The following is a 14141-nucleotide window of genomic DNA, read 5'->3' on the forward strand; positions in this document are numbered from 1 at the left end:
ATATTTTACATTACGTTAACATCACTATTGTTTAATTCAACCATTTTTTCAGCAAGGAGCGAAAAATGAGACAAGGAACTTTTTTCTGTATTGATGCCCACACCTGCGGCAACCCAGTTAGGCTGGTAGCAGGCGGTGTGCCTCCACTCGAAGGCAATACCATGAGCGAAAAGCGCCAATACTTTCTTGAGCATTATGATTGGATTCGTCAGGCACTCATGTTTGAGCCTCGCGGACACTCGATGATGTCGGGGTCCGTTGTCTTGCCTCCTTGCAGCGATAACGCAGACGCTTCAATTCTGTTTATTGAAACCAGTGGCTGCTTACCAATGTGTGGCCACGGCACCATTGGAACCGTCACCACCGCTATCGAAAATCGCCTTATCACTCCCCAAAAAGAAGGTCGTTTGATACTTGATGTCCCAGCAGGACAAATCGAAGTGCACTACCAAACAAAAGGTGACAAGGTCACGTCGGTAAAGATATTTAACGTACCAGCTTACCTTGCCCACCAAGACGTAACCGTGGACATAGAGGGCTTAGGTGAGCTCACTGTCGATGTTGCTTATGGCGGAAACTATTACGTAATCGTCGACCCTCAAGAAAACTACGCCGGACTTGAACACTACTCTCCAGATGAAATTTTGATGCTTTCTCCAAAAGTTCGCGAAGCGGTATCTCGAGCGGTTGAGTGCGTACATCCAGAAGATCCGACAGTGTGCGGTGTTTCTCACGTGCTATGGACCGGAGAGCCCACTCAAGAAAACGCCACCGCTCGAAATGCTGTGTTTTACGGCGACAAAGCGTTGGATCGCTCGCCATGTGGTACGGGTACTAGTGCACGCATGGCGCAATGGCATGCAAGAGGCAAACTCAATCAAGGAGAAGACTTTGTTCACGAAAGTATCATCGGCAGCCTATTTCAAGGGCGTATAGAAGGCATTACCGAAGTGAATGGCAAAGCCGCTATTTTGCCAAGTATTGAAGGATGGGCACAAGTATACGGTCACAACACAATATGGGTAGACGATGAAGATCCATATGCGTACGGATTTGAAGTGAAGTAATAAGGATAGTAAGGAAGAATGATGAACCCACAAGAACCAACCACTTTTTACGCAGTCAACGCCTTTACTGGTGAGCCTCTACCTATTGCGTTTCCGGTACATGGAGAGCAAGAAGTTAATCAAGCCGCCTCAGCCGCCCAAAACGTTGCGCGTGAGTTTCGCCAACTAAGTAATGCAAAGCGATCGAGCTTACTTTGCTCTATCGCCTCTGAATTGGAAGTGAAGAGTGAAGAAATCGTTGCTCGTGCTCATTTAGAAACTGCCCTTCCCGAAGCACGTTTAAGCGGCGAAATAGGACGTACCGCGAACCAATTAAGACTATTTGCCGAGGTTGTGAGATCGGGTAATCACCATCAAGCAATTTTCGATACGCCAAACCCAAACCGTCAACCACTGCCAAAACCAGATATTCGCCGTCAACAAATCGCAATTGGCCCTGTCGCCGTGTTTGGTGCGTCTAATTTTCCGCTCGCATTTTCTACTGCAGGTGGCGATACGGCTTCGGCACTGGCTGCTGGCTGCCCTGTGATTGTAAAAGGCCATACCGCCCACCCTGGCACCAGTCAACTTGTTGCTGAGTGTATTAAGGCTGCACTTGAGAAAGAGTGCTTACCGCAAGCCATCTTCACGCTATTGCAAGGTAACAAACGTGCACTTGGCCAAGCACTCGTTACCCATCCAAAAATTAAAGGGGTTGGGTTTACAGGTTCAGTCGGTGGTGGCCGTGCGCTGTTCAATCTAGCCCAGCAAAGACCAGAGCCAATCCCCTTCTATGGCGAACTAGGGGCGATTAATCCAACATTTATTCTCCCTTCAGCCATACGGGCAAACGCATCATTGGCTGAAGAATTTGTGGCTTCTATGACTTTGGGCTGTGGACAATTTTGTACAAAACCAGGCGTTGTATTTGTCTTGAATAGCCCAGAAACGCAAGCCTTTATCGAAATCGCTCAAGGGTTAATTCGACAACAATCAACGGCCACTTTGCTAACGCAAGGAATCCGAGAAACGTATGAATCCGAAGTGGATAAGCGAGCTTCCGAAACAGGCATTAACGTCACTCGTTCTGAACAAGCAGAAGCGACCAATGTCTCACCAGCACTGTTCGTGACGGACAGTAAAAACTGGCGTGAAAACCCGCAATGGGAGGAAGAAATATTTGGTCCTCAATCGTTAATCGTAATCTGTGAAGATTTCGATGACATGTTGAAACTGAGTGATTCACTGACTGGATCGCTCACCGCAACCCTTCACGCTACCGCTGAAGACGAAGAACAAGCCAAGCAACTGCTTCCAAGTTTGGAAGAAATCGCCGGACGCCTTGTATTCAACGGTTGGCCAACTGGCGTCGAGGTTGGTTACGCTATGGTTCATGGTGGACCATATCCGGCTTCAACCAATTCTGCCTCAACATCTGTCGGTGCGGAGGCTATTCATCGTTGGTTGCGTCCGGTCTCTTATCAAGCTTTGCCAGAATCTTTATTGCCGGATTCATTAAAAGCGTCGAACCCACTGGGTATCCAACGCGCCATAGATGGCAGGGTGTCCCAATAAGCCCACCAAATGGCTCAAAAAGGCATCAACTGATGCCTTTTATTTCACTCTACTTCTCAAAACCTTCTTTCCTAGTTGGTTTGTGCCAGAAAAACAATAAACTACTAAAGTAAAATGGATTGGATACAATATTAATTTCACGGGAGACTTCAATGTCACAGAAACCTGTTTTTAAAACGCGCACTCAGCTCGTTGAGGAAGCAATTCGAACTCAGATCTTGAAGGGCGAGTTAAAAACTGGTCAACCTTTACGTCAAGATGCGTTAGCAAAAGAGTTTAATGTTAGCCGAATTCCTGTGCGTGAAGCGTTAGTTCAATTGGAAGCACAAGGACTCGTTAGCTTTGAACCTCACAAAGGTGCGACGGTCACTGAGCTATCTCCAGAGAAAATCAATGAGCTATTTGAACTGCGCGCTGTCGTGGAATGCCACATTTTAGAGCGCGCGATTCAAAATATGACAGACGCTGACCTTGAACGCGCGCGCGAAGTTCGCGAACGTTTCGAGTCAGTAGTGAACAGTGGCGACGAAGTAGAAGAATGGAGCAACTACAACTACGAGTTCCACAAAGCCCTATATGCGCCAGCCAACATGCCTGAAACTATGGACGTCATTTACAACCTGAACACAAAGTGTGACCGATACATACGCATGCAGCTATTGTTTACTACAGGCATTAAAAAGGCAGAAGAAGAGCACTTAAGCTTGTTTGAAATGTGCCAAAATCGCGATATCGAAGGCGCCAAGTACCTACTGAAAAAGCACATTCTAGAAGCAGGCACAGCGATTCGAAACCTGCTGCTTGAAAGGCAAAATATCAGCCAGTAAACGGAATAACGAATAAGGTGATATTCAAGGATGAATGTTGGACCAAAGTTTTTACTTGCAGCGCTACGACAAAAGATTAAAGAAGAAGGGCTTTGCTACAATTCCTTGTCAGAGAAAAGTGGCATCCCTTTATCTAGTATTAAACGCCACCTACATAATCCAGCTTTAGGTTTGGATAAAGTACTTATTTATCTGAACTACCTGAATACCGATCTCATCGAACTCGCAACCTTAGCCAACGAGCTTCAGCACCAAAACGAGCAAATGCTAACAGATGAAGAGAGCGCCCTTTTCGTTGAGCATCCTTATTTACTTGATTTTATTTATATGCTGACTTCTCGTGATATTAAACCGCAAGAGATAGCCCAAACTTACGGACTTTCTGATACAAGCTTACGATTCTATTTGCGTATCGCGGAAATTCTAGGATATGTCGAAAACTTCGGAGACGGCTTGTTTTACCGTTCTGGTCGTCGATTTATTATGGAAGAAGGTACGGCATTAGACACCTTATTCAAAGAGCGATTTCAACAAGATTCGCTTTCTCATGATATCAACCCAGGCGTATGTATAGGTCGCATTAGGCTCACCGAAGAGCAGAAAGTGCAAATAGAGGACGAGCTTTGTAATAAATTAGCGAAACTTAACGCAGTTAACACTTCCAACAATGAAGGTGAACTAACAAATATATTAATGCGCTGCACTCCCGGTGCTCAGATATTTTTCGCTGATGATTTACCTAACATTGACGGAAGCTTATTAAAGCACGTCGCTCAACTCACTAAATTAAGTTAAAGCATCAGATAAATAAATCAAACACCCCCGAGATAACATCATATATCCCTACCAAACTATTGATTCAAAGCGTTTCCTGAATCTAATTCTGATTTTTTATTTAGCAAGCGTCGCTTAGTCAACTAAGAACTTGTCTTAATTTCACACTTATTAATTGTCTTGTTAGCTCTTTTGAAATAGACAGAAAACTTAAGTAATGACTAATTTAGCTTAAGTATAAAAGACAACTTTTTTACGTTATTTACCTCACACTATTTAACTATAAATTTGCAGACGAACAAATTAAATTAATACATTCACCTAGCTAATAAAAACAAAAGCAAAACACATAATTATAATTCTATTATTTATAAGGACATAGAAAAGTGAAATTTAAGTATTCTTTAGCAACGGCAGTCACTCTCGCATTATTACAAGGCTGTGGCGGTGGTGGCGGTGATAGCTCATCACCTACTCAGTCCACTAGCAGTGCAAACGGTCCAACGTGGAAAGTTCATGATTTTAGCCAACCGTCGAAAACGTTTATCAACCAATGTGAAACGCCCCGCGTCGGACTGGACCCATATGACAACTATGCCGCCTATCCAGATAAATTGGGCTCTGCATTACACGAAAAACTCTTTTTAAGAGCTTTTACTAACGAAACGTATCTATGGTATGACGAGGTTCCTGATAATAATCCAGCAAACTACAAAACTGTTACTGATTACTTCAATACGCTGGTCACCTCTGCTACTACCGCGACGGGTAAACCAAAAGATCGCTTCCATTTTACCGTCCCTTATGAGGATGATATGAAATCATCGCAATCCGGTTTAGTTGCTGGATTTGGTTTTAACTGGGCATTCCTACGTGGCGTACAACCTCGAGACGTTCGTATTTCCTACACTGAAGAAGCCTCGCCAGCTGATAGAAGCGGCATTGCTCGTGGTGATAAGCTTCTGAAAATCAATAATATTGATGTGGTTAACACCGGTAGTCAGTCCGACATTGATTTTATTAATAAAACGCTCTTTAACCCTGACATCAATCAAGATTACACCTTCACATTTGAGAGTGTTGGCGGTCTAGAGAAAACCGTGACGCTTACCGCCTCTGATGTCATGACCTCTCCAGTTAAAAATGCCAAAGTGATTACACAAAATGGTATGCGGATCGGCTATCTGCAATACAACTCCTTTGAACCAAGCGCTCAAGCCCCGCTTATTGAGGCGTTCAGTACGCTCTCAGCAGAGAATGTTGACGAGATCGTCGTTGATTTACGTTACAACGGCGGTGGCTTAGTCCTTCAGTCCTCGCAAGTAGGCTACATGCTAAGCGGTGCTGGTCAGAACCGAGTCTTCAGTGAGTTGATTCATAATGACAAAGTGATGCGTACCATTAAAGATGGGGATAACATCTATCGCTTTACGAATCTAGCAATAGACTGGGCAGCACAGAAATATTCGGACCAAGTGCTTCCGACACTGAACAAAAAGCGCGTATATGTACTGACTTCAGGAGGCACGGCTTCCTCAAGTGAACTGTTGATCAACGCTTTGCGCGGCATTGATGTGGAGGTTATCCAAATAGGCTCAACAACCACAGGTAAACCGTATGGGTTCTCACCAGAACAAAACTGCGGCACTATGTACTACACTATTCAGTTCAAGTCGGCGAACGAGAAAAAATTTGGCGACTTCGCTGATGGTTTTATTCCTACTCCAAAGAGCCAAATCAATACCGAGTTAGGCTTAAACAACAGAGTGGAAGGTTGCTGGGTCAATGACGACCTAACAAAACCATTAGGCGATCCGTCTGAAGGTATGCTTTCTGCGGCACTAAACTACATGGAAACTGGAACCTGTCCGCCAGTCTCCTCTTCAAGTTTCAACGCCATGCCGCGTAACATTTCATCTCCGGAGTTAAGCGATCTTCGCTCTCCGCTACGAACAGAGGCAATTCATGTTGAGATCAACTAACTTTTTACGAATGCTGATTCGGGTTGCGCTTTTCTTAGGCACTTCGATTTCTTTGATAGGATGCCAAGCTATGTCACAAGAACCCGTTGAAGCATTGAGTAAAAAGAACTCTCCGGAAACAGTCATAGAGATTCAAAACGCGATCGCAGAAATCCAAGGGACACCAGCACCTAGAGTCGCAAATAACGTATTTGAATCCTCACCGCATTTGTTGATTGAAAAAGGACGAGTAAAAGGGAACAACAATCAACTGTTGGATGGCAGCTATGCGGATCTTCCAGACCAATATACGTTGCAGATAAGAGGTGAAACCTGTGGCTTGTACTATGCCAAAACAGATACTTTTGTCTCTCTCAGTTCACTAGATTGTGAGCCCATCATTAAGTTTTAGATCTCCCAAAATAGAAGCCCGCTGATATCAGCGGGCTTCCTACTTTATTGTTCAGTGTGAAACGGTCAACGTTACTTTAGTTCAATCCATGCTTTGCGCTGTTGCTTATCCATGTATGACCAAGCTACAAAGCGGCTCACTTTCTGCCCTTGACTCATTTCAACCACACAAACGGCTTTCACACCCAATTTTTCAAGCTGCTTGCGCATCGGGCGAACGTTGTCTTTTTTGGATATAAGTGTTGTAAACCACAAGACCTGTGCGGCAAAAGCTTGGCTTTCATTCGCCATTTTTCGGATAAACGCCGCTTCTCCGCCTTCACACCACAATTCAGCGTTTTGACCGCCAAAATTCAACGCAGGCTTACTTGTCTTTACTGGTGCGGTTTGAGGTTTTAGCCCTTTCTTGCGCTGGTTTGCTTTTAGATTATCGATTTTACGCTGGCTGCCCATAGCGGCATCTTCCGCCGAACGGTGGAATGGCGGATTACATGTCGTCACATCATAACGATCATTCGGTTGAATGATACCTCGATAAATATTGGCATCATTGTATTGCTGTACCAGTGCAATTTTTCCCTTCAAAACACGATTGTGCTCTACGATCGTTTGAGCCGATTGGATGGATTTTGGATCGACATCGCTGCCCGTATAGTGCCAACCGTATTTTGTTACACCAACAATCGGATAAATACAGTTTGCTCCCACGCCAATGTCCAACGCTTTCACTTTTTGGTGCGCGTACTGACCTTTTACTTCACTATCAAGTAGTTCTGCCACTCGGTGAATGTAATCAGCGCGGCCCGGAATCGGTGGGCAAAGGTAGGTGTCGGGAATGTCCCAGAACTCGACACCATAATACGCAGCAAGCAATGCTTTATTGAGCATTTTAACAGCGTTAGGATCAGAGAAGTTTATGGAGTCTTCCCCTTTCGGATTTTTGATAACGAATGGCTTTAACTGTGGTTCACTTTCCACGAGTTTTTTAAAATCGTAACGACCTCGATGAACATTACGCTCATGCAAACCATTCTTCGCTATTTTTATGAACTCGACTTCGCTCTTTCCTGCAGGCTGCGGAGATTTGCGCGCAACTTTGTCTTTAACACGCTTCGGCTTGGCTTTATTCGCGTCTTTATTCTGAGCCGCCTTTGAAGTCTTTGGCTTTGCTTGCTTCGCGTTGTGATTATTGTTCTTCATTCAAATTCGCTTTTAAATCGAGGTAAATCATAAACAAACGAGCATCAAATTCGAGTTGGTGATACTCAGGCTCCATATAGCAACATAGCTGATAGAACGCCTTGTCGTGGTTTTTCTCACGAGTATGCGCCAACTCATGTACCACCAGCATTCTTAATAGTGGCTCGGGCGCATCCTTAAATACATTGGCAATGCGAATCTCGTTTTTCGACTTCAGCTTACCGCCATGGTTTCTACTGATTACACTGTGCAAACCAAGCGCGTTGTTTACCGCGTGAATTTTCTTATCGTAGACGACTTTACTGATTGGCGCGGCTTTCTTCATGTAGCGGTTTTTGATTGCCATGGCGTACTCATAGAGCGCCCTTTCGCTTTTGATTTGGTGCCTGTCGGGATAACGCTTTTCGAACCAAGGAACAAACTTGCCACTCGCTATCAATGAGCTCACCTGCTCTACGATGTTTTGTGGGTAGCCTTGAATGTATCGAAGTGACGGATGCATAGAGTTAACGTCTGTTATGACAAAATAAAGGCGCTCAATATACCTGAGATAAAGGACAGTTTCACCTTAGCTTTCGCCTTTCATTTATGACGAAAGGCCGTTAAACTTCGCCTCCCAATGATAATGGAGAGAAATTCAATGAAACGTGTCGTTCTTTATGTCAAAGACAAATGCCCTCACTGCAAAGATGCTCAACGTTATCTGGATTCGAAAAATATTAACTATCGTTTGTGCAATGCTAAGATGCAACGCGGTCGCAAAGAACTTGATGCGCTTGGTGCTCGTTCAGTGCCAGTTTTAAAAATTGGTGATCGGGTAATGATTGGCTGGAACCCAAAGAACTTCGAGAAGATGTACAAAGGCGACTAGTGCTCGGACGATGAATCTGCGCTGCGTTTAAACGTAGCGCTTGATAAAGTCGATAAACGTTCGATCTGCTATTGATAAGTACCCCTGCTTGCGCCAAGCAAGTGCCAGATCCAGCGTCACTGGTGGTTCAAACGGTAAGCCAACAACGCCCGACTCATGTTGAGTCACCAATTCCAGTAACGCGGTAATCGCAAACTCTTGTTTTACAATACTCAAAATCAAAGGCAGTAAGTTGGTCTCGAATGATGACTTCATGGTAAACCCATGCTCCTCACTCACCTGATCCAAAAATTCGCGGTGAAAATAGCCATGCTGAAACATAACCAAATCGTGTTCAAAGAACTCATCAAAAGTAAGAGCGTGTCGCTGGGCTAACTCATGCTCAGGTGAAACAACTGCGACCATTTGGCTAGTAAACAAATGGTCAGTTTCTAGATCATCAGGCACATTATCACAACTGATCACACCAATATCGAGTTGACCATTGAGCAGCATACGACGAATCGATTGAGTCCCAGCTTCGACCAAGGTCAATTTTAACTCCGGGAACTGGCTTTTAAACGCCATCACAATTCGTGGAAAGAAATAACTGCCCATCATTGATGGCGTCCCTAGTCTTACTTCGCCTTTCGCTAAACCTTTCAACTCATCAATCGCGAGCTGCGCGTCGTGCAACTGTTGAATCACCCGCTTAGCATGCACAAGTAACGTTTCGCCCTCTTTCGTTAAGCTGATTTTTTTATCATCACGGCGAAATAGGGTAACGCCCAAAGACTGCTCAAACTTTTTGATAGAAATGCTTAATGCGGGCTGGGCAATATGCAGGGCTTTCGCTGCATGGGTAATGTTTCCATGTTCAGCGACCGCCAGAAAATGTTTAAGTTGTTTCGATTCCATTAGATCAAAAATATATGGTGTCCATATTTTTAATATATTTTTTTAATTTACAACGAACTGATAGATTGATCACAGTCTCTCCATTTGCTCACATTAGGCAGGATTCATGGTCAGTTTTGGCACACCGGAATACAAACGCATTACGCTCTCGCTAGCGCTTGGTTCCTTCTTGGTTTTTTCAAATTTATACCTACTACAGCCAATGCTGCCCACTTTTGCCCAAATTTTCACGATCTCAGAAACGCAAGTGAACTGGTTATTTGCGGCCTCAACACTCGCTCTCTCTTTTAGCCTCGTTCCAATGGCTGTGTTGTCAGAATCAGTGGGACGAAAGCCAGTCATGATGGCTGGTCTGTTTTCGATTCCTACCCTTTCCGCTTTGATGCTGTTTGGTGACTCATTCCTGTTTTTGGTGGTATGTCGAGCACTGATCGGTGTCGCGCTCGCAGCTTTTGCTGCGGTCGCCGTGGCTTACATGGCAGAAGAGCTCGACACGCACGCCTTCTCGATGGCAATTGGAACGTACATTGCGGCTAACTCATTAGGCGGTATTGCAGGGCGTATTAGCGGCGGCTTATTGGCGGACAATTTCAGTGTTGATGTCGCCATTGAGGTTATGATGGTGTTCACTCTTCTTGGTGTCATTGGCGTTCACTATTTATTGCCAACACAGCGCAACTTCACCCCGTCATCAAGCAGCTTGCGCCATCAAAATCGTGCGCTTATTGGTCATTTTAAAAACCAACGCGTGTGGTTCGCGATGCTGATAGGAGGACTCAACTTTGCTTTGTTCGTCAACCTTTACTCCGTAATGGGGTTCCGTCTGGTGAGTGAACCTCACAATGTGCCCGTCGGGTTGGCCTCACTGATCTTTATTTGTTACTTGGGAGGAACTTTCTCCTCTCGTTGCGCAGGCCACTGGAGTAAACGTTATTCCTCAATCCTAGGTATGTTCTTAGGCGCGATAGTAAGCATGACGGGAATGTGGATTGCTGCGGTTGAAAGCCTGACTGCAATGCTAGTTGGGTTGTTGCTGATAAGTTTTGGTGCCTTCTTTACTCATACCCTCGCCTACGGATGGGTCGGTCAGAATGCCACTCGCGCCAAAGCCACCGCAACAGCGCTCTACTTAGTACACTACTACGTAGGCGGTAGCTTGGGAGGATTCTTACTTCTTTATTGTTGGCAGCATGGAGGTTGGTCGAGTGTTCTTATGGGGGGAAGCGCAGTCTACCTAGCGATGTTTGCTGCGATTGCGTATTTGAAACACATTGCCGAAAGAAAGCATACTGACCAAACACCTGACGCTGCGAGTTTAAAGAGTAGCTAAGGTACGCTCATTTGCGTAATACCTCTCTGGTTACTTGGATAACCAACTCTGCTATGCTTGGGCTACTTTAATAAAAACCAGAAAGTCGTATGTCAACGCGTTCAACACAAAACACAGATATCGAAGCGATCACTCAACAGGTCGATCAATGGCTCAACGATGTGGTAATCGGACTCAACCTTTGTCCGTTTGCTGCCAAGCCGCAACGTAATAAACAAATCAAAATCTTTGTTAGTGAAGCGACTCAAGAAGAAACGCTTCTTGAAGATATTTTATTGCAACTGATTGAGCTGAGTAACACAGAGCCCGAACAACTTGAGACCACGTTGGTTGTGGTTCCCAACATGCTACAAGATTTCTGGGACTACAATTTTTGTATCGATTGGGTTGAAGGGTTAATTAAGCAGCAGAACTGGGAAGGCATTTTCCAAGTAGCGACTTTCCATCCTGATTACTGTTTTGGCGGCGCTAGGCCTGAAGACGACGAAAACCTGACCAATCGTTCTCCTTACCCGATCTTCCATTTGATTCGCGAAGAGAGTATGGAAAAGGTACTAAAACACTATCCTGATCCTGAATCCATTCCCGATACGAACATCGCTCGTGTTTCCGCCCTTTCAGAGGAAGAACGTAAAAAGCTGTTCCCTTACCTATTTCGTTAAGCCCCACCATTCCCCAAAGGCAGATTTATCACCAGTTAGATGCAATGCCCTTGGGGTTCAAAGTGCGGTTTGGTATCATTGCCGCTTCAATCGATTCAATGGAAATTAGAATGCAACTGTCAAAGCTAACCCAAGAGATTTTTGATCACTTATACCGTGATATCACCGAGTTCCGTAGTACGTTCGACTTACCAGTCGCAGACGCTGCAAGCCTTGATACGCAAGCAGACACACTACACACCTCTTTGGCGATCGAAGAGCTAACAGAGCTAGCAGAAGCAGATTGTAAAACTGAGCAAGCAGATGCCATCGTAGACAGCGTGTATGTATTAATGGGCCGTCTCGTTCATCTTGGCCACAGCAAAGTAGAAGACAATCTGGCGATCAGCTACTTAATTGATCTTCTATTAAACGTTGCGGTAAACCGTGGTATCGAGTTTATTCCTTGCTGGGATGAAGTACATTCAAGCAACATGAGCAAAGTATGCCGTAACGAGCAAGAGTACTCAGAAACAGAAGCATTCTACGCAGAACAAGGCATCAAGTTGATGGCGGTGCAGAAAGGTGAATACATCATCGCGAAATGCGCCGAAGATTTCGTATCGGAAGGTAAAACCATTCGTAAAGGCAAAGTACTCAAATCTGTTTACTACCGCCCAGCAGATCTAAAACCGCTAACTCAGTAAGCGTTGAGTTTGGCTTTCTCGATTAAAAAAACGACCTCAAGTAGGTCGTTTTTTTATTGTCCCTAAATACTAATCAAAGATTAAATAAGGTTGCTCATCTACGATGACCTTTTTGACTTGAGTATTGAACACTTCCCCGAGCGCTTCTTCCGTTAGCACAGTATCGGCACTTCCGGATGAGTGCAGCACACCGTTGTTAAGCAGCAATACTTTATCTGCGTGCTTTAATGTGCGATTGAGATCGTGATTAGCAACCAATACTCCAATTCCCTGCGCCGCCATAGCGTTAATCAATTGATAGAGCAGACCCTCTTGCGCAATATCTAACGGTGCTGCTGGCTCATCCAAAATTAAAAACTGCGAAAAAGGATTAATGGTACGCCACACCTGCAAACATACACCTGCTAATCGGACACGCTGCCACTCACCACCGGATAATGTTTGAATACTGCGATGAAGCTTATCTTGCAGTTGTACCAGCTCCACCACCATATTGACGGCATCACGCACTTTGATATCCGCAATCTCAGCACCACTTGGCAGAGATAAAGCGAGATACTGGAACACATCAACATTAAACGCTGGGCGCGATTGCTGACACAAATAACCTCGAACATGAGCTTGCTCTGACAACGGTAAAGTAAGCAAGTTTTTGTTGCCAACGTACACTTCACCACTCATACCGTCTCGGTGACTTAACGTACCAGAAATCGCAGCCAATAAAGTACTCTTACCGGAACCATTAGGCCCAACGATATGTACGATTTCGCCAGCTTTGCATTCAAAAGAAAGAGGCAATAATCGACTACCAACCGACATATGTTTAACGTGCATCATGACTCTTCACCAGCATCCAGATGAAAATAGGTGCGCCAATCGATGTTGTCATGACACCTAAAGGTAACTCTGCGGAGTCCAATAACAGTCTTGCGCCGATGTCAGCAAATACAAGCAACGCAGCACCAGATATTGCAGAAAGTGGCAATAAATAACGGTTTTCCGTACCAAAAGCCAAACGCAACAAGTGCGGCACCACCAAACCAACAAAACTGATGATGCCACCCAAAGCGACTGAACTACCCACCAAAACAGAAATGGCGAGGATCAATTTCCAACGCATTTGATGCACATCGACACCCAATTGGGTCGCATGAATCTCACCCAGCATCAATTTATCAAGCGACTTGCCTTTACAACATAACCAGATAAGCACCGGTAACATCACCAAAGTAACGGTATGTTGATACCAACTTGCACCGCCAATACTGCCCATTAACCAATACATCAGTTGGCGTAAACTGAGATCATCACTAAAGTAAAATGCCCACGTCACAATCGCGCTCGATAAAATACCCAATGCGACCCCAACCAAAAGCAATCGAGCCGTCGTCAGGTGCATTGCCCTTGCTATCGCCACCAAAACAAACGTGAATACCATCGAGCCTGCAATCGCTGCCAACATAAAAACAATCGGGGTAGGAAGAACAGGTGACGCGAACATGATTAAGACCATTGCTAAGCTTGCACCACCAGATATACCGAGTACGCCGGGTTCAGCCAACACGTTCCCAAGCAACACTTGTAACGTCGCGCCAGATACCGCTAACGCAGCACCAATAATTGCCGCAGACACTAACCTCGGTAAACGCAAGTCCACCAATAACTTCTGTTCAAATGCAGATAAGGATTGAAAAGGAGAAAGGAAAATTTCTCCGACCATCAAGTGAATGGCAGAGAGTACAGCGAGCACGATCGACATAACCATCAGGTTACGTTGCCAGCGTCGCTCCTTGTTCAGGATAAGTTGTTGAAAATCCATAGCAGCCGATACAAACAAACGAGGCTTAACCTTACAGTTAAGCCTCGGTAAATTGCAATTAACTTCTCAAAGCAATGTTGGA

15 protein-coding genes are annotated in these 14141 nt (G+C 44.9%); 10 read left to right on the forward strand and 5 right to left on the reverse strand.

The genetic code is table 11. From position 1 onward, the window contains the following. The first annotated feature begins 65 nt into the window (after nucleotides 1-65). The 6 genes from R7035_RS01445 to R7035_RS01470 all read left to right on the forward strand — a co-directional run bounded on the left by R7035_RS01445 (nucleotide 66) and on the right by R7035_RS01470 (nucleotide 6595). Nucleotides 66-1067: a 4-hydroxyproline epimerase gene (locus R7035_RS01445; protein WP_047008677.1), complete on the forward strand. Its 1002-nt coding sequence runs from the start codon at nucleotides 66-68 to the stop codon at nucleotides 1065-1067. A 21-nt stretch (nucleotides 1068-1088) separates the two neighbouring features. Further along, on the forward strand, nucleotides 1089-2621 hold the full coding sequence (locus R7035_RS01450) for an aldehyde dehydrogenase (NADP(+)) (protein ID WP_262652066.1): 1533 nt from the start codon (nucleotides 1089-1091) through the stop codon (nucleotides 2619-2621). A 152-nt stretch (nucleotides 2622-2773) separates the two neighbouring features. Beyond that, nucleotides 2774-3448, forward strand: a complete 675-nt coding sequence (locus R7035_RS01455) for a GntR family transcriptional regulator (protein ID WP_005377862.1) — start codon at nucleotides 2774-2776, stop codon at nucleotides 3446-3448. A 30-nt stretch (nucleotides 3449-3478) separates the two neighbouring features. Continuing rightward, entirely contained in the window at nucleotides 3479-4243 is a 765-nt protein-coding gene (locus R7035_RS01460) for a hypothetical protein (RefSeq protein ID WP_005377865.1), read from the forward strand. Between the two features lie 365 nt (nucleotides 4244-4608). Beyond that, entirely contained in the window at nucleotides 4609-6204 is a 1596-nt protein-coding gene (locus tag R7035_RS01465) for a S41 family peptidase (protein WP_258497324.1), read from the forward strand. A gap of 70 nt (nucleotides 6205-6274) precedes the next feature. Then, entirely contained in the window at nucleotides 6275-6595 is a 321-nt protein-coding gene (locus R7035_RS01470) for a hypothetical protein (protein WP_262652060.1), read from the forward strand. 71 nt (nucleotides 6596-6666) lie between these two features. On the opposite strand, the gene rlmF is transcribed toward R7035_RS01470, so the two are convergent. Both rlmF and R7035_RS01480 read right to left on the reverse strand, forming a co-directional pair. Next, nucleotides 6667-7794, reverse strand: coding sequence for a 23S rRNA (adenine(1618)-N(6))-methyltransferase RlmF (gene rlmF, locus R7035_RS01475; RefSeq protein WP_132936601.1), 1128 nt, complete (start codon nucleotides 7792-7794; stop codon nucleotides 6667-6669). Next, on the reverse strand, nucleotides 7781-8296 hold the full coding sequence (locus R7035_RS01480) for a M48 family metallopeptidase (protein ID WP_005377870.1): 516 nt from the start codon (nucleotides 8294-8296) through the stop codon (nucleotides 7781-7783). The genes rlmF and R7035_RS01480 overlap by 14 nt, the downstream gene beginning before the upstream one ends. A gap of 138 nt (nucleotides 8297-8434) precedes the next feature. Here R7035_RS01480 and R7035_RS01485 point away from each other — a divergent pair, with 138 nt between their 5' ends. Next, nucleotides 8435-8665, forward strand: coding sequence for a glutaredoxin family protein (locus tag R7035_RS01485; RefSeq protein ID WP_005377871.1), 231 nt, complete (start codon nucleotides 8435-8437; stop codon nucleotides 8663-8665). Between the two features lie 27 nt (nucleotides 8666-8692). Here R7035_RS01485 and R7035_RS01490 read toward each other — a convergent pair whose 3' ends face one another. Then, nucleotides 8693-9562 (reverse strand): LysR family transcriptional regulator, encoded by an 870-nt coding sequence (locus R7035_RS01490; protein ID WP_109168432.1) that lies wholly within the window; start codon nucleotides 9560-9562, stop codon nucleotides 8693-8695. Between the two features lie 106 nt (nucleotides 9563-9668). Between R7035_RS01490 and R7035_RS01495 the strand changes: the two genes are divergently transcribed. From R7035_RS01495 to R7035_RS01505, 3 genes are all read left to right on the forward strand, one after another. Further along, the gene (locus tag R7035_RS01495) at nucleotides 9669-10892 is read left to right on the forward strand and encodes an MFS transporter (RefSeq protein ID WP_167415156.1); all 1224 of its coding nucleotides are present in this window, start codon (nucleotides 9669-9671) and stop codon (nucleotides 10890-10892) included. 89 nt (nucleotides 10893-10981) lie between these two features. Further along, nucleotides 10982-11554 carry a DUF1415 domain-containing protein gene (locus R7035_RS01500; protein WP_017633946.1) on the forward strand — a complete coding sequence of 191 codons (573 nt, stop codon included), beginning with the start codon at nucleotides 10982-10984 and terminating at the stop codon, nucleotides 11552-11554. A gap of 110 nt (nucleotides 11555-11664) precedes the next feature. After that, on the forward strand, nucleotides 11665-12240 hold the full coding sequence (locus R7035_RS01505; protein ID WP_005377875.1) for a nucleoside triphosphate pyrophosphohydrolase family protein: 576 nt from the start codon (nucleotides 11665-11667) through the stop codon (nucleotides 12238-12240). A gap of 69 nt (nucleotides 12241-12309) precedes the next feature. Here the strand turns inward: R7035_RS01505 and btuD are convergent, their stop codons facing one another. Then, nucleotides 12310-13077 (reverse strand): vitamin B12 ABC transporter ATP-binding protein BtuD, encoded by a 768-nt coding sequence (gene btuD / locus R7035_RS01510; RefSeq protein WP_017820884.1) that lies wholly within the window; start codon nucleotides 13075-13077, stop codon nucleotides 12310-12312. Continuing rightward, nucleotides 13064-14059, reverse strand: a complete 996-nt coding sequence (btuC, locus tag R7035_RS01515; RefSeq protein WP_042521936.1) for a vitamin B12 ABC transporter permease BtuC — start codon at nucleotides 14057-14059, stop codon at nucleotides 13064-13066. Before btuC ends, btuD begins: the two co-directional genes overlap by 14 nt. Nucleotides 14060-14141 lie beyond the last annotated feature (82 nt).

It is taken from the genome of Vibrio sp. 1731 (genome assembly GCF_033339955.1).
GTDB lineage: Bacteria > Pseudomonadota > Gammaproteobacteria > Enterobacterales > Vibrionaceae > Vibrio > Vibrio alginolyticus.

Coding starts and splice junctions, on each gene's coding strand:
- rlmF (WP_132936601.1), bottom strand. CDS start 7,794: ATGAAGAACAATAATCACAACGCGAAGCAAGCAAAGCCAAAGACTTCA.
- R7035_RS01505 (WP_005377875.1), top strand. CDS start 11,665: ATGCAACTGTCAAAGCTAACCCAAGAGATTTTTGATCACTTATACCGT.
- R7035_RS01480 (WP_005377870.1), bottom strand. CDS start 8,296: ATGCATCCGTCACTTCGATACATTCAAGGCTACCCACAAAACATCGTA.
- R7035_RS01450 (WP_262652066.1), top strand. CDS start 1,089: ATGAACCCACAAGAACCAACCACTTTTTACGCAGTCAACGCCTTTACT.
- R7035_RS01455 (WP_005377862.1), top strand. CDS start 2,774: ATGTCACAGAAACCTGTTTTTAAAACGCGCACTCAGCTCGTTGAGGAA.
- R7035_RS01495 (WP_167415156.1), top strand. CDS start 9,669: ATGGTCAGTTTTGGCACACCGGAATACAAACGCATTACGCTCTCGCTA.
- R7035_RS01460 (WP_005377865.1), top strand. CDS start 3,479: ATGAATGTTGGACCAAAGTTTTTACTTGCAGCGCTACGACAAAAGATT.
- R7035_RS01445 (WP_047008677.1), top strand. CDS start 66: ATGAGACAAGGAACTTTTTTCTGTATTGATGCCCACACCTGCGGCAAC.
- btuC (WP_042521936.1), bottom strand. CDS start 14,059: ATGGATTTTCAACAACTTATCCTGAACAAGGAGCGACGCTGGCAACGT.
- R7035_RS01485 (WP_005377871.1), top strand. CDS start 8,435: ATGAAACGTGTCGTTCTTTATGTCAAAGACAAATGCCCTCACTGCAAA.
- R7035_RS01490 (WP_109168432.1), bottom strand. CDS start 9,562: ATGGAATCGAAACAACTTAAACATTTTCTGGCGGTCGCTGAACATGGA.
- R7035_RS01470 (WP_262652060.1), top strand. CDS start 6,275: ATGTCACAAGAACCCGTTGAAGCATTGAGTAAAAAGAACTCTCCGGAA.
- btuD (WP_017820884.1), bottom strand. CDS start 13,077: ATGATGCACGTTAAACATATGTCGGTTGGTAGTCGATTATTGCCTCTT.
- R7035_RS01500 (WP_017633946.1), top strand. CDS start 10,982: ATGTCAACGCGTTCAACACAAAACACAGATATCGAAGCGATCACTCAA.